The 19,549-nt window shown below is 64.5% G+C and carries 19 protein-coding genes; 6 read left to right on the top strand and 13 right to left on the bottom strand.

Annotated features, from left to right (window positions below):
• Nucleotides 1–279 precede the first annotated feature (279 nt).
• From ACVWW6_RS32855 to ACVWW6_RS32885, 7 genes are all read right to left on the bottom strand, one after another.
• The gene (locus tag ACVWW6_RS32855; protein WP_011086643.1) at nucleotides 280–792 is read right to left on the bottom strand and encodes a hypothetical protein; all 513 of its coding nucleotides are present in this window, start codon (nucleotides 790–792) and stop codon (nucleotides 280–282) included.
• 101 nt (nucleotides 793–893) lie between these two features.
• Complete coding sequence (locus ACVWW6_RS32860) at nucleotides 894–1,340, bottom strand: MaoC family dehydratase (protein WP_011086642.1); 447 nt, start codon at nucleotides 1,338–1,340, stop codon at nucleotides 894–896.
• Nucleotides 1,341–1,728: 388 nt separating this feature from the next.
• Nucleotides 1,729–2,151: a hypothetical protein gene (locus tag ACVWW6_RS32865; protein ID WP_011086641.1), complete on the bottom strand. Its 423-nt coding sequence runs from the start codon at nucleotides 2,149–2,151 to the stop codon at nucleotides 1,729–1,731.
• 12 nt (nucleotides 2,152–2,163) lie between these two features.
• A complete protein-coding gene (locus ACVWW6_RS32870) occupies nucleotides 2,164–2,385 on the bottom strand; it encodes a hypothetical protein (protein ID WP_008137329.1) in 222 nt (73 codons plus the stop codon).
• A 196-nt stretch (nucleotides 2,386–2,581) separates the two neighbouring features.
• Nucleotides 2,582–3,394: a lytic murein transglycosylase gene (locus ACVWW6_RS32875; RefSeq protein ID WP_404522634.1), complete on the bottom strand. Its 813-nt coding sequence runs from the start codon at nucleotides 3,392–3,394 to the stop codon at nucleotides 2,582–2,584.
• A 136-nt stretch (nucleotides 3,395–3,530) separates the two neighbouring features.
• Complete coding sequence (locus tag ACVWW6_RS32880) at nucleotides 3,531–4,325, bottom strand: shikimate dehydrogenase family protein (protein ID WP_456683208.1); 795 nt, start codon at nucleotides 4,323–4,325, stop codon at nucleotides 3,531–3,533.
• 5 nt (nucleotides 4,326–4,330) lie between these two features.
• Entirely contained in the window at nucleotides 4,331–6,175 is a 1,845-nt protein-coding gene (locus ACVWW6_RS32885) for a flavin-containing monooxygenase (protein ID WP_456682119.1), read from the bottom strand.
• Between the two features lie 174 nt (nucleotides 6,176–6,349).
• Between ACVWW6_RS32885 and ACVWW6_RS32890 the strand changes: the two genes are divergently transcribed.
• A complete protein-coding gene (locus ACVWW6_RS32890) occupies nucleotides 6,350–7,975 on the top strand; it encodes a long-chain fatty acid--CoA ligase (RefSeq protein ID WP_456682120.1) in 1,626 nt (541 codons plus the stop codon).
• Between the two features lie 55 nt (nucleotides 7,976–8,030).
• A complete protein-coding gene (locus ACVWW6_RS32895) occupies nucleotides 8,031–9,242 on the top strand; it encodes an acyl-CoA dehydrogenase family protein (protein ID WP_028170912.1) in 1,212 nt (403 codons plus the stop codon).
• Between the two features lie 666 nt (nucleotides 9,243–9,908).
• Here ACVWW6_RS32895 and ACVWW6_RS32900 read toward each other — a convergent pair.
• From ACVWW6_RS32900 to ACVWW6_RS32915, 4 genes are read right to left on the bottom strand one after another with little or no spacing between them, the layout of a single operon-like run.
• On the bottom strand, nucleotides 9,909–10,775 hold the full coding sequence (locus tag ACVWW6_RS32900; protein WP_161535309.1) for an efflux RND transporter periplasmic adaptor subunit: 867 nt from the start codon (nucleotides 10,773–10,775) through the stop codon (nucleotides 9,909–9,911).
• A complete protein-coding gene (locus tag ACVWW6_RS32905; protein WP_028170911.1) occupies nucleotides 10,772–10,978 on the bottom strand; it encodes a DUF1656 domain-containing protein in 207 nt (68 codons plus the stop codon). Before ACVWW6_RS32905 ends, ACVWW6_RS32900 begins: the two co-directional genes overlap by 4 nt.
• A complete protein-coding gene (locus tag ACVWW6_RS32910) occupies nucleotides 10,975–13,023 on the bottom strand; it encodes an FUSC family protein (protein WP_456682121.1) in 2,049 nt (682 codons plus the stop codon). The genes ACVWW6_RS32905 and ACVWW6_RS32910 overlap by 4 nt, the downstream gene beginning before the upstream one ends.
• Before the next feature lie 2 nt (nucleotides 13,024–13,025).
• On the bottom strand, nucleotides 13,026–13,511 hold the full coding sequence (locus tag ACVWW6_RS32915; protein WP_028170909.1) for a MarR family winged helix-turn-helix transcriptional regulator: 486 nt from the start codon (nucleotides 13,509–13,511) through the stop codon (nucleotides 13,026–13,028).
• Between the two features lie 92 nt (nucleotides 13,512–13,603).
• On the opposite strand from ACVWW6_RS32915, the gene ACVWW6_RS32920 reads away from it, so the two are divergent.
• A complete protein-coding gene (locus ACVWW6_RS32920; protein ID WP_456682122.1) occupies nucleotides 13,604–14,830 on the top strand; it encodes an MFS transporter in 1,227 nt (408 codons plus the stop codon).
• A gap of 66 nt (nucleotides 14,831–14,896) precedes the next feature.
• Here ACVWW6_RS32920 and ACVWW6_RS32925 read toward each other — a convergent pair whose 3' ends face one another.
• Both ACVWW6_RS32925 and ACVWW6_RS32930 read right to left on the bottom strand, forming a co-directional pair.
• A complete protein-coding gene (locus ACVWW6_RS32925; protein ID WP_028170907.1) occupies nucleotides 14,897–15,805 on the bottom strand; it encodes an amino acid ABC transporter substrate-binding protein in 909 nt (302 codons plus the stop codon).
• Between the two features lie 174 nt (nucleotides 15,806–15,979).
• The gene (locus ACVWW6_RS32930) at nucleotides 15,980–16,399 is read right to left on the bottom strand and encodes a nuclear transport factor 2 family protein (protein ID WP_456682123.1); all 420 of its coding nucleotides are present in this window, start codon (nucleotides 16,397–16,399) and stop codon (nucleotides 15,980–15,982) included.
• 142 nt (nucleotides 16,400–16,541) lie between these two features.
• Between ACVWW6_RS32930 and ACVWW6_RS32935 the strand changes: the two genes are divergently transcribed.
• From ACVWW6_RS32935 to ACVWW6_RS32945, 3 genes are all read left to right on the top strand, one after another.
• Entirely contained in the window at nucleotides 16,542–17,783 is a 1,242-nt protein-coding gene (locus ACVWW6_RS32935) for an amidohydrolase family protein (protein ID WP_304552682.1), read from the top strand.
• A gap of 79 nt (nucleotides 17,784–17,862) precedes the next feature.
• A complete protein-coding gene (locus tag ACVWW6_RS32940) occupies nucleotides 17,863–19,068 on the top strand; it encodes an amidohydrolase family protein (RefSeq protein ID WP_456682124.1) in 1,206 nt (401 codons plus the stop codon).
• Between the two features lie 175 nt (nucleotides 19,069–19,243).
• A complete protein-coding gene (locus ACVWW6_RS32945) occupies nucleotides 19,244–19,549 on the top strand; it encodes a hypothetical protein (RefSeq protein ID WP_060913046.1) in 306 nt (101 codons plus the stop codon).

The raw sequence follows: 19,549 nt of genomic DNA on the forward strand, positions 1-19,549 counted from the left end.
CTGCGTGTTGCCCCGGTGGCGAGGGGGACGAGCGCGTCGGGAACTGAAGGAGGCAGGCCGGCCGATCGCCGCCTTGGACGGAGAAAAAATGCGACAGCGCAATGCTGGAATATCGAACATCATCCTTGCGTAACGTCAACCGCAGGATGCGGCTTGGACGTTTCCGCCAAAGACTAGGATTAATGCGAACAGCGACCGGACAGTGTGCGACGAGTCACGCGCCCGCTCGCGGCGATCGCCTGCTGTCGCCCGCCCGCCTTGCGGGCCGGCCTCTGCGACTTACTTCCGGTTCTCCTCGCAGAATTTCAGCGCGGCGAGCGCCTCGCCGGCGCGCGGGATCTGCATCTCGATGCTGTCCTCGTCATCGTCCTCGAAATCGAGCGTGAGACGCCTGGCCTTCGAGAGGCGATCCATGATCGCCTGGTCGAACTCGAAGATGCCGCGCACGGTGGTCTTGTCCATCACCTCCCACTTCGCCTTCTTCATGATATCGGCGTCATCGGTGGCGACGTCGGCTCGGAGGATCTCGCCGACCTTGTCCCACTCCCAGCCGTCGTAGATCATCACGATCACGATGGCCTTGTCGGAATAGGTGATGACGATGACGTAGTCGCGGTTCTCGTCCTCCTTGTCCTTGTAGCCGCGGCTCGCATTGCAATGCGTATCCTGCGTACGCTTCTCGATGGTCCAGTCGCCGACCTTGGATTGTTGCGCCAGCGCGGGCCTCGAGCTCAAGGCGGCTGCGCTCAAGGCGCCTGCGAGCATTCCGGCGGCGAGAAGGAATCGTCTCATGTCGGCCTCCAGCGTGTTCCCGGGGCCGAGATGACCACCTCTGCCGACGACCCGCAAGGGCTTCAGGCCGCGGGCAAGGCCAGCGGCAGGCGGCTTGCGTCCTAGGCTCGCCGCGGCACGATCGCGATCGGGGTGAAGGTGTAAACCTCCTCGCCGTTCTGGTTGAACATCGTCCATTTCACCAGCGCGATGCCCTGCGGCTTCGACTTCGACGGCGTCAGGCTCATCACTTCGCCGACCAGATGCAGGCGGTCATTGGGCCGCACCGGAATGGTCCAGCGCAGCCCGTCGACGCCCGCGCCGATCAGCGGATGCGGACCGAAGGGCCGGGTCTGGATCGCGAGGTTCATGGCAATCGCGGCGGTGTGCCATCCTGATGCAGCGAGCCCGTTGAACAGGGTCCCCTTGGCGGCCTCGTGGTCGAGGTGCATCGGCTGCGGATCGAACTCGGCCGCGAAGCGCTTGATGTCGGCTTCGGTGACCTCGACCTCCGGCGATTTGAACCGCATCCCGATGCTGAGATCGTCGAACCACTCGACCTGCGCCATGATTTTGCCTCGCAAAGCAGGACCGCCCGCGAAGACGCGCGGCCCGAAGGAATTGAACTAAAAGCGCGATGTAGCGGGCCTGCCGCGCACAAACCAGCCCAGGGTTCCCCGCGAAACCCCTTTTCCGGTGCGACGAAACACGCCTGAAACAGATGGCCGGTTATCTGGTTGTCAAAATCATACAGGGACGGCCACCATGCAATTCCTTCTCAATCTGATCCTGGACTATTCCTGCTGCCAAAATCTCGTCGCCCAGCCGCCGCGGGAGGATGAGCTATGATCGAGCTGATCTCCGCCCTCCTCGCCCTTTGCAGCATCGGCGTCTTTGCGGCGCATGCGCTGGATGCCTATCGCACCACGCACTCCTGAGCGCCCTGCGCGCGTGGCGCTAGAACGGCCGCCGGTAAAAATGCTCCGAATGCGTTGCCGGCGGAAACCTGTTGGCGAGCGCCAGCGCTGACTTTTCATCCGTCTCGAGCGCGATCTTCTGCGCGAGCATCACGTCGCCGGGCACCAGGAAGCCTGTCGGGACGAAGCACCATCCCATCGTTGCCATGCCGGCGTCGTCGATTTCGTGGACGTTGGCGGCCGTGCCGTAGTGGATGCGATACCTCTTGCCGGTATCGCAGCCGATCACATCGAAATACCGGTGCTGCTCGAACTGGGCGCGCTGCGCCGGTGACAGCCAATCGGCCAGAAGCCGACGGCCGCGCGCATCCGGCGTGTTCTCGCCGAAGAAGCGACGGTAGAGTTCGCGCAGCGCATGCAAACGAGCACGCGCTGGCGCGCGGAACCGGAGTGCCGCGAACATGGGCAGCTCAGATCAACCGCCGACCAAGCGGGGATAGAACAGCGTTTCCTGCGCGGTCGGGTCGAACGATTTGATACGGGTCACTTCGCCGGGCCCGGTACGGAAGGCGGCGGTGAAGCCGGCTCCGGTCAGCTCCCGAAAGCGCTGTTCGGCCCGCGCCAGCGCTTCGGCATTGCCAGGATCAAACTCGTGGCGTGTGTCGCCAGTCTGGTCCATCACGATCTGGGTTGCCATGTTGAGTCTCCTCATGCCCAGCCCTGAATCTGATCAAAGCAAACCTCATGCCGTCAGTTCCTGATAGCAACAACTTTCTCGCGCCGGCGCATCACGCCTTGCTGAGCAAGAGCGTTTTCGAGCGAAGTGGATGCCGGTTCGCGTCAAGAAAACGCGTCAAAACAAGCATCGAGAGCCCCGTTTGAAGGGGCTCTCGTCAGCGCGAGGCGGCCGTTCCGCCCTCGTCGATCTGTCGTCCCATCAACGCAATTGCCTTCTGATAGACGCCGGCCGCATTCCAGGCCTCGATCGCGGCGAAATTCGGCTCGCCCGGCTGGTAACCGGCTCCCGCACGCCAGCCATGGGCCTTCAGGAAATTCGCAGTCGAGTTCAACGCATTGGCGGCAACCTCGAGATTGCCGGTGCCATAGGCCAGGATGTTCTTGGGCATGAACTGGGTCTGGCCGACCTCGCCGTGCATGGAGCCGCGGGTCGCCCCCGACAGGGTGCCGCGGTCGATCAGCTTCAGTGCGGCATAGAGCTGGTCGGTGAAGAACTCGGGGCGACGGCAGTCATAAGCAAGGGTCGCGATCGACGACAGCATGTTCTGGTTGCCGCGCTGGCTGCCGAAGCCGGTCTCCATGCCCCAGATCGCGATCAGCGGCCCGGGCGGAACGCCGTAGCGCTGCTGGATCGAGGCGAACAGGGCCGCCTGCGACTGCTTGAGCTGCCGCCCCTTGGCGACGATCGTTGTGGCGCCGCGCTTGGCCAGGAACTGGTCGAGCGACAGCGAGAAGCTGCGCTGGCCGCGGTCGGCTGCGATGGTCGCGCTGGCGTAGTTCGTCTGCATCAGGGCCGAGATCGCGGTCGGGCCGATGCCCTTGCCCTGCGCCTCTGCACTGAACTCACGCTTCCAGCCTTCGAACCCGGCCGGCGAGCTGCCGCATTGCGCGGCGTTGGCCGCAGGCAGAGAGAGAAGCAGCGCGGCCGCGCCGATCACCGCCGTCGCCACAATCCTGCCCTTGATCATTGCTCGTTCCTCTCCTTAGGGTGCGACCGGCTCGCGCACGCGCATGATCCTACGTCGGTTGCGATCGCTCAAGTCCCGACAGGACCAATCGATCCAAGCAAAGCTCTTGACACCGGCAAGTCGCGACGTCCGCAAATCACGCAGCCTCCGTTCCCAGCAGGAAATCCACCATGATGCTCTGGTGCTGCTGGTACATGTCGGTACCGGTCCCCGTGACACAGCCGATCTTGCGGGCCGCGGCGATGAAGGGGGAGACTTCGGGCCTGGTGATGACGCAGCCGCAATAGGCGGCTGGCGCAAGGCGCGCGACGTCGACCGGCAGCAGGTCGCCGTCCTTCATCCCGGCGGGCGTCGCATTGGCGACAAAGTCGAAGCCGGCGGGGTCCATGGTGCCGGTCCGCACCGGCGCTTTGCCGAGCCCATTGAGCCGGCCGATCAGCGCGTCGCGGCGCTCGGCCATGCTGTCGTGAATGGCGAGCTCGCCGACGCCGGCCTCGACCAGCGCGAGCGCGAGCGCCGAGCCGGCGCCGACCAGAAGGGCGCGCATGCCGCTGGGATCGATCCCCTTTGCCCGCGCCGCGCCGAGGAAGCCGAGGCCATCCACCATATCGCCATGCCATGAGCCGTCGGCGCGCCGGCGCATCAGGTTCACGGTGCGCTGGAAGTGCGCCCGATCGGTCGCACTCGTGCAGGCCTGGTAGCAGGCAAATTTGTGCGGGATGGTCACGACGATGCCGTCGAGGTTCTTCAGCCGCGCAGCCACCGAGAGGAAGTCGGGCAAATCCCCCGGGGCGACCTGAACGGGCACGAGAATGCCGTCGTGCCCCCGTGCGGCGAAGGCGGCTGACACGCCCGCGGGCGAGCGCACCTGCGCGATGGGATCACCGACGATGACGTGGAGCCGCGTGGCGCCTGACGGGGCCGGGATCATGCCGCTCAAGCCCGGGCCTCCGCAGCGGTCTCGTAACTCAATTCCAGCCCCTCCAAATTGCCCTCCTTGCGCCACTTGTCGAGCAACCGCAGGAACGCCACCGGCCCGCGCCAATATTGGCTGTTTCTTGCCGCGATCGGATCGAACACGCCCTCGTTGTTGTAATAGCCGGGCGTGCATTCGGCCAAGTAAGTCTGACGGCCGAGCGCGGCTTTCACGACCTCCTCGACCCAGGCGTTCTCGGCAGCGAGCGTCGGCTCCAGCGTTCTGGCGCCGCGCTTGCGCGCCTGATCGATCACATAGGCGATGTGCTGCGACTGCTCGTCGATGATGTGCGGGAAGTTGGCGCTCTGGCCGGCCTGCACCGTGACGATCAGGAAGCAGTTCGGGAAGCCGCGGCTGTAGAAGCCGTGCATCGTCCTGACGCCGTCGCGCCAGCGCTCGGACAGGCTCATGCCGTCGCGGCCATAGACCTCGAAGCCCATCCGGCGGGCGTAATCGGTGCCGACCTCGAAGCCGCTGGCATAGATCAGGCAGTCGAGCTCATAGGCCTTGCCATCGACGATCACGGCATTCTCCGTGATGCGCTCGACGCCCTGCCCTTTGGTATCGACGAGATGCACGTTGGGGCGATTGAAGGTGTCGAGATATTCGTCGTGGAAGCAGGGCCGCTTGCAGAACGCCTTGTACCAGGGCTTGAGCGCGGCCGCGGCCGCCTCGTCCTTCACCACGGCATCGACGCGCGCGCGGATCTCCTCCATCTTGCGGTAGTCGGCCTGCTCGATGACCTTCAACGCCTCCTCCAGCGAGGTCACCGGCTGTGGCTGGCGGCGCGGCGCGAGCAGGATCTCGCCAAGCAGGCCGGTCCAGCCATCCTGGACCAGATCCTGCTCGAACGGCTCGCCCGAGATCACCGCGGTGAAATTGTCCATGCGCTCGCGCTGCCAGCCGGGCCTGAGGCTCTGCGCCCAGGTCTGATCCGTCGGCCGGTCGTCGCGCACGCCGATCGCCGACGGCGTGCGCTGGAAGACATAGAGCTCCTTCGCCGAGCGGCCGAGATGCGGCACGCATTGCACGGCGGTGGCGCCGGTGCCGATGATGCCGACGCGCTTGTCGGCAAGGCCGGCGAGACCGCCTTCAGCCGTACCGCCGGTGTAGGCGTAGTCCCAGCGGCTGGTGTGAAAGCTGTGTCCCCCAAAGCTCTCGATGCCGGGAATGCCCGGCAGCTTCGGCCGGCTCAGCGGGCCGCCGGCCAGAATGACGAACCGCGCGCGGATGCGATCGCCGCGATCGGTCTCGACCAGCCAGCGCGCCTCCCGCTCCTGCCATTCCATGCGCGAGATGACGGTCTGAAACAGCGCGCGCTCGTACAGGCCGAAGTGGCAGCCGATGCGGCGGGAGTGTTCGTAAATCTCCGGCGCCCGCGCATATTTGCGCACCGGCATATAGCCGGTCTCCTCCAGCAGCGGCAGATAGATGTAGCTCTCGGTATCGCAGGCCGCACCGGGGTAGCGATTCCAGTACCAGGTGCCGCCGAAGTCGGCGGCCTTTTCCACGATGCGAAAATCCGCGATGCCGGCCTCGCGCAGGCGCGCGCCGCAGAGCAGGCCGCCAAAGCCGCCGCCGACGATGAGCACTTCGGTCGCTTCGCTGACGGCATCGCGCGCAAATCCGGGATCGGCCCAGGGATCGTCGAGATAGCGGCCGAAATCGCCTGATACCTCGACATATTGCGCCTTGCCCTCGGCGCGCAGACGGCGATCGCGCTCGTCGCGATAGCGCGCGCGAAGTGCGGAAAGATCGACCGTAGGTGCGCCGGCTGCGCCGGTCTTGTGTCTTTCCGCTGACATCCATTTCCTCCACGACAGACGCTGCTTCGCCGGCAGCTCTCCTCACGTTAGCCTTGAAAAAGTGACGCATGCAATCACGTCTGCCGTTTTTTGCGTGAACGGCGCGTGACGTTCCGGTAACCTCGCGCGCAAATCACAAGCGCCATACAACGACATGGCGATCCGGAGGAAATGATGCAGGGATTGATGATGGACATGCCGCTCCTGATCAGCGGCCTGATCCAGTACGCCGCCGACTATCACGGCGAGGCGGAGATCGTCGCGCGCGAGATCGAGGGCGACATCCATCGCTACACCTATGCGGACGCTCTCCCACGCATCAAGCGCATGGCGCTGGCCTTGAAGCGTCTCGGCATGAAGCAAGGCGACCGCGTCGGCACGCTGGCCTGGAATACCCACCGCCATTTCGAGATGTTCTACGCCACGCCGGGCATGGGCTATGTGCTGCACACCGTCAATCCGCGCCTGTTTCCCCAGCAGCTCGTCTACATCATCAACCACGCCGAAGACCGCCTGCTGTTCGTCGACCGCGCCACGCTGCCGATCGTCGAGGCGATCGCGCCGCAATTGAAGACGATCGAGGCTTACGTCGTGATGTCCTCGCGCGAGCGGATGCCGGAGACGAAGCTTGTAAACGTCCATTGCTACGAGGAGCTTCTCGGACGAGAGAACGACGCCGGCTTCACCTGGCCGGAGTTCGACGAAAAATCCGCCTCCACCATCTGCTACACCTCGGGGACGACGGGAAATCCCAAGGGCGTGATCTATTCGCACCGCGCCGCGATCCTGCAGACCATGACCTGCAGCAGCTTCGACTTCCTGCCCGGGCACGTCGAAGGCGTGCGCGAGGTGATGATGCCGATGGCGCCACTGTTCCACGGCAATGGCTGGAATATGCCGTTCACCGCGCCCTATACCGGCTCGAAGCTGGTGCTGCCCGGCCGCAACTATGAGCCCGACAAGCTGTATGAGCTGCTCGAAGGCGAGAAGGTGACGCTGTCGGCGGGGGTGCCGAGCTTCTGGCTGATCCTGCTCGACTGGCTCGGCCGCACCGGCAACAGATTCTCCACCCTGCGTGCAACGCTGTCGTCGGGCTCGGCCCCGCCGCGCGCCATGGTCGAGAAGCTGAAGCGCGACTACAACATCGACTACATCCAGGCCTGGGGCATGACCGAGGCTCTGGGCTGCTCGATGCCGGGCCTGCGTCCCGGCTCGGAGCACCTCAGCGACAAGGAGAAGTTCGACCGCCGACAGGTCTCGGGCCGGGCCTGTTTCGGCACCGCCTTGCGCATCGTCGACGACGGCGGCGTCGAGCTGCCGCGCGACGGCAAGACCGTCGGCCATCTGCGCGCGCGTGGTCCCTGGGTCGCCTCGGGCTATATGAAGCTCGACGAAGGCCTCGACCGCGACGGCTGGCTGATCACCGGCGACATGGCCGTGATCGACCCGCAGGGCCACGTCACGCTGACCGACCGCTCCAAGGACGTGATCAAGTCCGGCGGCGAGTGGATCTCCTCGATCCAGCTCGAGGACGTCGCCTTGTCTCATCCCGACGTGCTGCAAGCTGCCGTGGTCGCGATTGCGCATGAGAAGTGGCAGGAGCGTCCCCTGCTCCTCGTGGTTCGCAAGAAGGGCGCGACCGTCGACGGCAAGGCGCTGCTCGACCACATGCGCCCGAAGATCGCGAGCTGGTGGATGCCTGACGCCGTCGAGTTCCTGGACGAATTCCCGATGACCGGCACCGGAAAGGTGCTCAAATCGGCGTTGCGCGAGAAGTTCAGGGAATACCGCGTCGCTTGAAGCGGCACGCGATCACGCTGAAGTCCGCGCCGTCCATCGATCAAGGAGACGTAAGATGCTTTACCCGATGTCGCCCAAAGTCGTCGAGCTCAAGCGCAAGCTCGAAAGCTTCATGGACCGGCACATCTATCCCAATGAGGAACGGTTCTACCGCGAGGCCGAGGAGCTCGGGCCCTGGAAGGTCTATCCCGTCGTCGAAGAACTGAAGCCGCTCGCGCGCGCGGAAGGCCTCTGGAACCTGTTCCTGCCGGAATCGAGCCACGGCGCGGGCCTCACCAATCTAGAATATGCCCCGCTCTGCGAAGTGATGGGCCGCTCGCATCTTGCGCCCGAAGTGTTCAACTGCTCGGCGCCCGACACCGGCAACATGGAGGTGCTCGAGCGCTACGGCACGAAAGAGGACAAGGAGCGCTGGCTGAAGCCGCTGCTCGCGGGTGAGATCCGCTCCTGCTTCGCGATGACCGAGCCTGCGGTCGCCTCGTCCGACGCGACCAACATCGAGAGCTCGATCGTGCGCGACGGCGACCATTACGTCATCAACGGGCGCAAATGGTACACCACCAACGCGACCGACCCGCGCTGCAAGATCTGCATCTTCATGGGCAAGACCGATCCTGACAATCCGGACCGCCACAAGCAGCAATCCATGATCCTGGTGCCGATGGATACATCAGGCATCGAGGTGAAGCGTCCTCTCCCCGTGTTCGGCTTCTACGGCGTGCCCGACCGCGCCTCCGAGGTCGTCTTCACCAATGTGCGGGTCCCGAAGGAGAACATGCTGCTCGGCGAAGGCCGCGGCTTCGAGATCGCGCAGGGGCGCCTCGGCCCCGGCCGCATCCACCACTGCATGCGCCTGATTGGCTTGTCTGAACGCACGCTGGAAAAGATGTGCCGCCGCGTGCGCAGCCGCGTCGCCTTCGGCAAGCCGGTCTCCGAGCAGACAGTGACGCAGGAGCGCATCGCGGAATCCCGCATCATGATCGAACAGGCCCGGCTGCTGACGCTCAACGCCGCCTACGCCATGGACACGGTCGGCAACAAGGTGGCGAAAAGCGAGATCGCGATGATCAAGGTCGCCGTGCCCAACATGGCCTGCCAGGTCATCGACTGGGCGATCCAGGCCCATGGCGGCGGCGGCACCTCGAACGATTTCGGCCTGACTCAGGCCTATGCCACCGCACGTTTGCTGCGCCTTGCTGACGGCCCGGACGAGGTACACAGGAACCAGATCGCACGGTTCGAGCTGAAGAAGTATTCAAATGCCTGAGGGGACGTTGGCCTCAGCAAGCATCGAAGCCAACGCATTGAGATCGGAGTCTAATCGAAGCTTGGCGGCTCATCGATGGATACCGGCACATTCTTCTGCTTCGTAATTGCTTCGAGCATTGCGTTGAAGATTATGATCGGCAGGTAAAACATAAGCATGATCGTATTCCTCCTGCTGTGACAACCTTGGCTCGCGGGGCCAAGTTCCTCAAATTGACACTCGCTGGCCGCGGAACATTCTCTTGGCTTACTTGACTACCGATGAAACCGGGTCTCAAAGAGTATCAGGAACGCATCGCGTCAATCGCATGAGCGATCAACACCATTGCGCTCGCAGCGATGATAAGCACAAGCAACCAACTCACGTCCGCCTCCAACGCTGGAAGTGAACGCGCTCATCCATGCACAGTCAAAAACCATCGGTCTGGAACCGCTATTCAGCGGCTCGCTGATGTTTCGCGGCAACAAGAGCATCCGCAGTCGGCCCTATCGGCAGAATGCCAAAAGGAGCAACGCGCCGACGACGCAGGCTGCTAGGACTAAAAACCAAACGCCCATACGCTCCCCCGACTCACACACGCGAATCAGGATTAGCCCTACGATTTGGCATTGAAACGCTTATTGCCGGCTTTTCCCCAAGCCAGGCGCGATCCATCTGCTCGCTGCGCTAGTCCAATACCTCCACCGTCGCGGAGCGGCCGGCGACCAGCGACATGTTCTCCGGCACCGGATCGAGCGCGATGCGCACCGGGACACGCTGCGCCAGCCGCACCCAGCTGAAGGTCGGGTTGACATTGGCGAGCATGCTGGCTCCCTCCGCGCGGTCGCGGTCCTCGATGCCGGCGGCGATGCTCTCGACGCGGCCTGACAGCGTGACCTTCTCGCCCATCAGGCGGACCCGGACCTTGTCACCGGTGCGGATGCGCGCGAGCTTTGTCTCCTCGAAGTAGCCTTCCACATGCAGCGTGTCGGTATCGACCAGCGCCATCACGCCCTTCCCGGCCGTGACGTAGGCGCCGGGGCGCAGGTCCATGTTGGTGATCACACCGTTCACGGAGGCATGGACCTCGCTGCGGTCGAGGTTGAGCTGCGCCAACGCGCGATCGGCCACGGCTTGATCGAAGGATGCCTTGGCCTGGAGCTGGGTGGCGAGAACCTGCTCCTGCTTCTGCTGCGACACCGCGTCGGTCGTCAGCGCGTTGTAACGCTTCAGATCGGCATTGGCCTGATCGAGCGTCGCCTGATGACCCGCAACCGACGCCTCGGCCTGGCGCAGCGCCAGCGCGAAACGTTCGCGGTCGATCCGGAACAGCACGTCGCCGCGGCGGACCTTCTGGTTGTCCTTGACCAGCACCTCGGTCACGAATCCGGACACGTCGGGCGCGACCTGGACCACGTCGGCGCGCACGCGGCCGTCGCGGGTCCAGGGCTGCTCCATGTAGTAGACCCAGAGCTCGCGGCCCACTGCGAGCGCGGCGACGACAACGATGAGGGTCAGCGCGAGGCGGCCGAGCCAGGCAAAATTGCCCTTCATGAAAGATACTCCGAGAGGTAGACGACGCCGCCGAGAAGGCAGACGAAGATCGAAAAATCGAACAGCGCGCGGTGCCAGACCAGCCGGTAGAGGTCGAAGCGCTGCATGAGCCGGCGCAGAATCGCGCTGAGGACGTAAGCAACAATGATCCACAGCAGCAGCGACGGCACGAGCACGCCGTAGATGTCGATCACATATCTCATGCCGCAACACTCTCTGCCCGCGGCCGATAGGCCGGTGCATCCGGGAACAGGCCGCGCCTGATGCCGACGAGGCCGATCAGGGCGTCTTCGCGCGCGCTGTCATTGGGATCCTTCACCGCCTGGGCCAGCGCCCGGTCGACGCTGGTCAGCAGCTCGGCCGGCATTCCGTCGCCCGCGTAGCCGCGGCAAGCGACGGCGAGCCGATCGAGCATGTCGTCGATGACGGCAATGGTGGATGCCGCAAGCCCGTAACGCGCGCGGCGCAGGTCGATGATGTTGATCCCGATACGAAGCTGGACAAGGCTGTCGGTATCGCGGCGATCGCTCTCCGACAGAAACGCGATACGCTGCACCAGAAGCCCGAGCCGGTGCAGCATGAGACCCGCAAACTCCGCGCGGTCGCGCTTGCCGCGCCGTTCGGCGGCGACCGCGATCGACTTCCAGTTCGACAGCACCAGGCGATTGGCGATCCATTCCGCGCCGACGCCGCGCGCGATCCGCGTCACGATCTCGGCGACGACGATGCCGACGAAGAAGGCAACGGCGGAATTGGCGTAGGACGCAAAGTCCGCGCTGTAGGTCGACTGGATTGCAAGCAGGGTTGCAGTGTTGGCCGCGAGCGCCGTCCCGGTTCCCGCCGTAGCCGGACGGCCGATCAAGAAGCCGTAGAGCAGAAAGGTCGGCGCGAGTGCGACCACCAGGACCTCGATATGGGAGATCGCGGGGACCACCGCGAACAGATAGACCGCAACGACGACGATGGCGACCAGCGACCACCGGCCAAAACTGCGAATGAAGCGGGCGGGCTCGTCCTGCGCCGCGAAGAACGAACATGCGACCGCTGCCATCATCGGCGCCGATGCGCCGTCTGGCCAGCCGGTCCCGATCCAGAACGCGCAGCAGATCAGGATGGCCACGACCGCGCCGGCCGCCGACCACAATGCAAGGCCGCGGTCGCGGTGGCGGACGGGCGCGGCACCGGCCTCGGAATGAAACGCCAGGTCGATCGTTGCAACATTGCGGCTCTCGGCAATCGCCTCGGTCAGCGCACGGCAATCGCGCGAGAGGTCGACCAGCTCGCGCAACCGCAACAACAGGCTGGTGGTGATGATCCGTTCCCAGTCGGCGCCGTCATCGAGCACCGCCTGCTGCTCCGAGATCGCGGCCCGGATTCGCTCGGCCGGCTGGCGCGCGCCGACATCGCTCGCGATCCATTGCGCGAGATCCTCCAGGAGCCGTTTCAGCCCGGGTTGCCGCCGCAAGGCCTCCTCGCCGAGCGCCGCCAGCCGGTCCTCCAGTGAGGCGATCACCGGCAACAGCGTCAGCATGCGCAGCCGGATTTCACCGAGGCCGGTCACCGCATTGCGATCGGTCAGCCGGTCATAGGCGAGATGGGTGGAGAGCGTGTCGATCTCGACGATGTCGGTCGCCAGCTTGAGGCGCTTGGCGCGATGCGTTTCGCTGGTGCCCTCGCGCAACAGCACGACCTGGCTGAGACGGCGCGCGTCCGCCAGCCAGGCGTCGACCCGGTGAGCCACAGCAGGCGCGACGCTGCGGGGAAATACGATGGTCGAGACCAGGCTGGCACAGATGATACCCAGCGAGATTTCCTCAAGCCTTGCCACCGCAGTGTCAAAGATCGCGCCGGGCTCCGACACCGAGGGAAAGCCGATCAGCGCGACCGTGTATCCGGCCAGCATGAAGACGTAGCTGCGCGGCGTGCCGTCGAGCAGCGAGAGATAAAGACAGAGCCCGACCCAGAGCGCGATGGCGAGGCAGAGGAGTTCCGGCGCATCGATTAGGTTCGGCACCAGCGCGACCGTCATGGCCGCGCCAGCCAGCGTGCCCATCACCCGGAAGAACGCCTTCGAGCTGGTCGCGCCCGCCAGCGGCTGCGAGGTGATGTAGACTGTCGCCATCGCCCAATAGGGCCGCGGCAGGTCCATGGCGAGCGCGATGACGAGCGCCAGCATCGACGCGGCGAACGTCTTCAAAGCGAAAACGAGGTCCGCGTGGCGGACCAGGAACGGCTCGTCTGCGCGCATGACTATTTCGACTCTGCAAACGTCCTGGCAAACATCTTGGCTTCATGCAGGCGACCGGCCCGCTGCTCGATGCGCTGGAGCGTCTCGAAGGTTATCGCAAGTTCATCCGCGCCGATATCCTTGAGCAGGCTTGCCCGCACCCTACGCAGCACGCGATTGGTCTCCTCGACCTTGGCCTCGCCCGCCTTCGTCAGATGTAGCGTTTTGGCACGCCGGTCGGTCGGGTCCTCGCGGCGCTCCACCAGGCCTTCGGCCTGGAGCAGGTCGATCAGACGCACCAGCGATGGCCCCTCGATGCCGAGCTCGTCGGCAAGCACGCCCTGACGCACGTTCTCACCCTGGCGCGACAGCAGCAGCAGCGGAATCGCGGTCGCATAGGACAGGCCGTGATCGGACAAGGCCTGATCGGACTCGCGCCGCCACATCCTGCCGAGGCGCGTGATGAGCCGGCCGATTTCGGCATGGATAAAGCCTTGCGAGGGTGCCATGCAAATTAGATAGGACGCGAACTATTAGCCTGCAACTATATAACCCGGCGTAGCGCGATCGATCACGCAAATGCGAACGGGGACGACGCAGGATGGGACCGGGTTCCGCGATTGAGGCACGAGAGGCGATAGCGGGCGAGAGCGCGCTGACGCTCGTCCCGACCTTCGTCGTCGTAGCCGTGGATGCCACGGGAATGGGAATCATCCTGCCGCTGCTGCCGTTCTATTCGCAGCGGCTCGGCGCCACGCCCTTCCTGCTCGGTGCGCTGATCTCGGTCTATGCCGTCTGCCAGCTCGTTGCCGGCCCCGTGGTCGGCATGCTCTCGGACCGCTACGGTCGCAGAAAGGTCCTGCTGGTCAGCCAAATCGGGACGTTCATTGGATTTGTGCTGCTGGCATTGGCGGGCAACCTGACACTGGTGTTCCTGGCGCGCATCATCGACGGCCTGACATCAGGCAACATCTCGGTCGCTCACGCCTATGCCGCCGAGCACAGCGCGCCGGCAACGCGCAAGCAGGCGCTCGGCATGACCAGCGGCGCGATCGGAACCGGGCTGCTGCTCGGCCCCGCGCTGTCGAGCTTCCTCGTGCACTACGGCCAGACCGCGCCAATCTGGGCTGCGGCGGCGCTCTCGCTGATCAGCATGTTCGCGACCATCGCCCTACTCCCGCCCGATCATCCGGCCTCCGAGCCGCTCTACCAGCATCGCGTGCCTGAGCCGACGCTGACGCGCAGCCTGCTCGGCATGCGCTACGCCTGGCGACTGCTCGGCCTGCTCATCGTCTTCTTCTTCGTCAATTCGATGTTCCTGTCGCAGATCGGCCTGTTCCTCTCGGCGCGGTTCTCCTGGGACGGGCATCCCTTCGGGGCACGCGAGCTCGGCTGGATGTTCGCCTATGCGGGCTTCATCAACATGATGGTCCAGGGACTGTTGATCGCGCGCGCGAACCTGATCGCTTCCGACCGCGCCATCGTGATGGCAGCGTTCGCCTGCATGGGCCTTGGATTCGCGGGGTTGGCGGCCGGCAACAATGTCAGCCTGCTCGCGATCTATCTGACGCTGATCATCGTGGGCACCATGTTCGCCCGCAGCACGCTGACCGCGGAATTGTCGCGCGCGACCGCGGTCAACCGTCAGGGCATGATCATGGGCCTCAATCAGTCCCTGATGTCGGGCGCAAATATCAGCGCCCCGCTCTTGAGCGGCGCGCTGATCGGTCATCGGCTGTTCGCGACCTGGGCGCTGGCGATGGCTGCGATTGCAGCAATCGGCGCGGCGCTGGCCGGCCAGTTGCTGGATACGCCGCGGACGCGCTAACTTAGATCAAGCTGAGCTCGCAGTGCCCACCTCTCCCCAGCGGGGAGAGGTGAAAACCACCTCGCCTCAGTTCACCACATAGACATCCGGATCGGCGCTCGAGCTCGGCTTCTTGTAGGCATTGCGCAGGGCCGGCGACATCGGGACGTTGTAGTTCAGGCCGTTCGGCGGCGTCGGCGATTCCAGCCACTTCCTGTAAAGCACCTCGATCTCCGGGCTTGCGTAGAGCTCTGCCGTGGCGCGATCGGCCAGCGCCTTGAACGGCGCGTCCTCCCGCCGCAACATGATCCCGTAGGGCTCCGGCTTCGAGAACGTCTCTTCGCTGATCATGAACAGCGCCGGCTCCTTGGAGCGCGCAATCGCGACCGCGAGCTGGACGTCATCGAGCGCGTAGGCCTGGGCGCGGTCGGTCTCCAGCAGCAGGAAGGCCTCGGCCTGGTCCTTGGCCGGCATGATGTTGATGCCGAGAGTGCGCTCGGTGTTGACCTTGGCGAGCTGGGTCAGGTTGACCGACCCGGCCACTGCCGTGACCGCCTTGCCCTTGAGATCGTCGATGGTGTTGATCTTGGCGGCCTTCTTCGCAGCAAACCGCGTCGCGCTGAGGAAGTGCGTGTTGGTGAAGGCGACCTGCTTCTGGCGGTCGGCGTTGTTGGTGGTCGCCGAGCAATGCAGGTCGAGCGTGCCGTTGACCATCAGCGGGATGCGGTTCGACGACGTCACCGCGAGAGTCTCGACGGCGATGTCGGGCATGCCAAGCTGCTTCTTCACGGCGTCGACGATCTTCAGGCAGATGTCCATGGCAAAGCCGACCGGCTTCTGGTTTCCGTCCAGATAGCTGAAGGGAACGGACGCCTCCTGATAGCCGAGCGTGATCTTCTTCGTCTCCTTGACCTTCTGGAGCGTGCCCGACAGGTCTTCGGCTGAAGCTGCGCCCGCAAGACATGTCAGGGCCAGGATAACGGTGGGTAAGCGCATCGGCTGCTCCTCAAGGGGGTCGTCGACTCGTGTCGAGACGCGATCGCGGCGGTGATAGCCCAGACATGCGCCAGCCGCCAGACGAGGCCGCGTCTACCAGCTATCGCGACTTTCGATATGACGCGCGGCAGTTGTCTCCGGCGGAGCGGCTCGCCCCGGGCACCGAGATAGCCCTTACGCGTCGATGCTCCGTTGGACCAGGATGCGCTCCGCGCTGTCGTTCCAGACGTCCATTTTGGTGATCTTGCCGTTCCGCACCACGAAGCGATCGATGTAACGGTTGCCCTCGAACGGTGTACCGTCCTTCCACTCGCCGTAAAGCGTGCCGACGCCATAAACGATGGTTTCGCCATCGCCGGGGCAGACGTCGAATCGGTCCATCTTCTTCTTGACCCAGCGGTAGCGCTTGGCGTTGAAGCCTGTCAGGCCGCGCGGATGATCGAACTCGCGTCCGCCGGTGAAGGTAATCACCGTACCCGGCGCCATATAGGCTGCCGCAGCATCGGGATCAGGGATCATCGATGCCGTAAGATAGGCTTCCACAATCGCGGCATCGGACAACGGAGCGGTTTCGGCTCGTGCGGCAACGGACATGCTAATTCTCCCGGGTTTGCGGAATACTAACGCCACTCCCGCGAACTCCGTGCATATATTTTGAACATTTCCTTCGCTAGACTGCCGACAATCTGGAGCCGCCAATCTCGGCCGATTGCTCTAAATTCCGCCCGCAAGTGCCATGACCAGTCAGACCGCCTTCGACCTGATCTTCCGGAACGCGCTGTTGCGATCATCCGCCGCACCCGTCGATATCGGCGTGAAGGGCGGCCGCATCGCCGCGATCGAGCCAGGGCTGACCTGCGAGGCCGTCGAGGTCGATGTCGGCGGACACCTCGCTTTGCCCGGCTTCGTCGACACCCACATCCACCTCGACAAGGCCTGCCTGCTCGGCCGCTGCGGGCACAATCACGGCAGCGTCTCGGAGGCGATCCGTGCCGTTGCCGGGATGAAAAAGGACTTTACGGTCGAGGACGTCTATGCGCGCGGTGCCCGCGTGCTCGAGCGCGCGATCGTGCACGGCACGACGCGCATGCGCACGCATGTCGAGATCGACCCGCGTATCGGCTTGCGCGGCTTCGAAGCTGTCAAGGCGCTCAAGCGCGACTATGCCTGGGCGATCGACCTGTCGCTCTGCGTCTTTCCGCAGGAGGGCCTGACCAACGACCCCGGAGCTGAGGACCTGCTGATCCAGGCGCTGCGCGACGGCGGCGAGACCATCGGCGGCTGTCCCTATATGGACACCGACCCGAATGCTCACCTCGAGCGCATCTTCAATCTCGCGCAGGAATTCGACGTCGACGTCGATCTCCATCTCGATTTCGACCTCGACCCATCCTGGTGGCACCTCGACGAGGTGTGCCGGCAAACCGAGCGGCACAACTACGGGGGACGCGTGGCGGTTGGTCATGCCACGAAACTCTCCGCGTTGCCGCCGGAGCCGCTGAAAGCCGCCACCGCGCAACTGGCGAAAGCCGGCGTTGCCGTCACCGTGCTGCCCGCGACCGATCTCTATTTGATGGGGCGCGAGGCCACCCACAACGCGCCGCGCGGACTGACGCTCGCCCACAAGCTCGCCGGAGACGGGGTGTTGTGCTCGGTCGCGACCAACAACGTGCTCAATCCGTTCACGCCGTTCGGCGACGCCTCGCTGCTGCGGATGGCGAATTTCTACGCCAACGTCGCCCACGCCTCGGTCAGCGACTTCGACATCTGCCTCGATCTCGTGACCGAACTGCCGGCACGGCTGATGAACCTCGGCGATTACGGCATCAAGGTCGGCAATCCCGCCGATCTCATCGTGCTCGACACGCAAGACAGCCGCTTCGCCATCGCCGAGCTTCCTGATGTCATGATGGGCTTCAAGGCTGGCCGGCAGACTTTTGCGCGGCAGCGGCCCACTCTGTTCAGCCCCGGACGCTGAGCAGCCCTCACCTTGCCGTGCCTTGCGCCCGCCCCGCGGCCCGCGCAACACTCCGCAGATCATCCAATGGAGGAACCGGATGGCCTTCGACACACTCTTCCTCAACGCACGCTTCGACGGCGGCACCCGCCATCACATCGCGGTCAAGGACGGACGCATCGCCGCAATCACGTCCGTTGACCAGCCACCCGCCGGTGCCGAGACGATCGACCTCAAAGATGCCCTCGTCGTTCCCGGCTTCGTCGAAGGCCACATTCATCTCGACACCAGTTTCTATGGCGACGCCTGGCGGCCGCACAAGCCGTGCACCGACGGATTCAACGTGCACGAACGCGTCGCCTTCCAGGCGCAAAACATGGCCGAGGCCGCGCCGATGGACGTGCGGGCGCGCAACCAGCTCGATCTCTGCATCGGACACGGCACCACGCAGATGCGCAGCCACGTCATGGTCGACGGCTCGGTCGGCTTGAAATCGCTCGAGACGATCCTGCGCGTGCGCGAGGAATACAACGGCCTGATCGACATCCAGCTCGTCGCCTTTCCCCAGAGCGGCATCCTGTCGAGCCCGGGCACGGCGCAACTGCTCGACGAGGCCATCGGACTTGGCGCCAACCTCGTCGGCGGGCTCGATCCCGCGAGCTTCGATCGCGACGTTGAAAAGCATCTCGACGTCGTGTTCGGCGTCGCCAATAAGCACGGCGTCGACATTGACATCCATCTGCACGACATGGGCACATTGGGCGCCTTCGAGATCGAGCAGATTGCGGCACGCACGCGCGCGCTCGGCATGGAGGGGCGCGTTGCAGTCAGCCACGCCTACGGGCTCGGCGACATCCCCGCGGATTACCTCAAGAAGGTCGCCGACATCCTCGCCCGCTCAGGCGTCGCGATCATGACCAACGCGCCGGGCGCGCGGCCGTTTCCGCCGATCCTCGCCTTGCGCAATGCCGGCGTGACCGTCTTCAGCGGCAACGACAACATCCGCGATTCCTGGTGGCCTTATGGCGACGGCGACATGCTGCGCCGGGCCACGACGCTCGGCTACCGTTCCGGCTTCAACATCGACGAGGAACTGCGCGCCGCATTCGACGTCGTCACCGCATCAGGCGCAAAGGCGCTCCGGCTCGAAGGCTATGGCCTGCGAATCGGCGCGAAGGCCGATTTCGTGGCGCTGAATGCAGAACACGTTCCCGAGGCCGTCGTCGCGGTGCCGCAAGGGCGCTCCGTCTACAAGGACGGCAGGCTCGTCGCCGCGAACGGCAGGATAGTAGGGAAATCCTGCTGACGACCGGCCGCTTTCCGTTCGATTTTACCGCCAAGCTTTCCAGAATTCCGAATACGGTAGAATCCCGGATAGTAGATTCTCTCCGATTCCCGATAGGTGCGCGCATTGCAAGTCCCGCGGTGCCGGTCATAGTAGGGCCTGCACTGAAGTCTGCATTCAACGGGGAAGCATGGACATGTTCAGCGCATTCAGCAGCATCGACATTCATTCCGTTCGAGCAAGAACACCCAGCGAGGTCGCCGTGAAGCGGCTCGACGGCATCGGGCACGTCCTGTCGGACCTCGATCTCGCTGATGTCCAGACTCAGGATGACCTGACACGTGCGCTTATGGCGCTCGACACGGCCGACAAGTGCATTCGGGCGATCCGCGCAGAATTCCGGACTGAAGCTGCGAGTGATCGGCTGGTCCGCAAGGCCGAAAGCCTGATGGCATTGATCGAACGCACCCGCGACGAGCTCATGGGCGTTGGCGCGGCATAG

It is taken from the genome of Bradyrhizobium sp. USDA 3311, assembly GCF_054062495.1.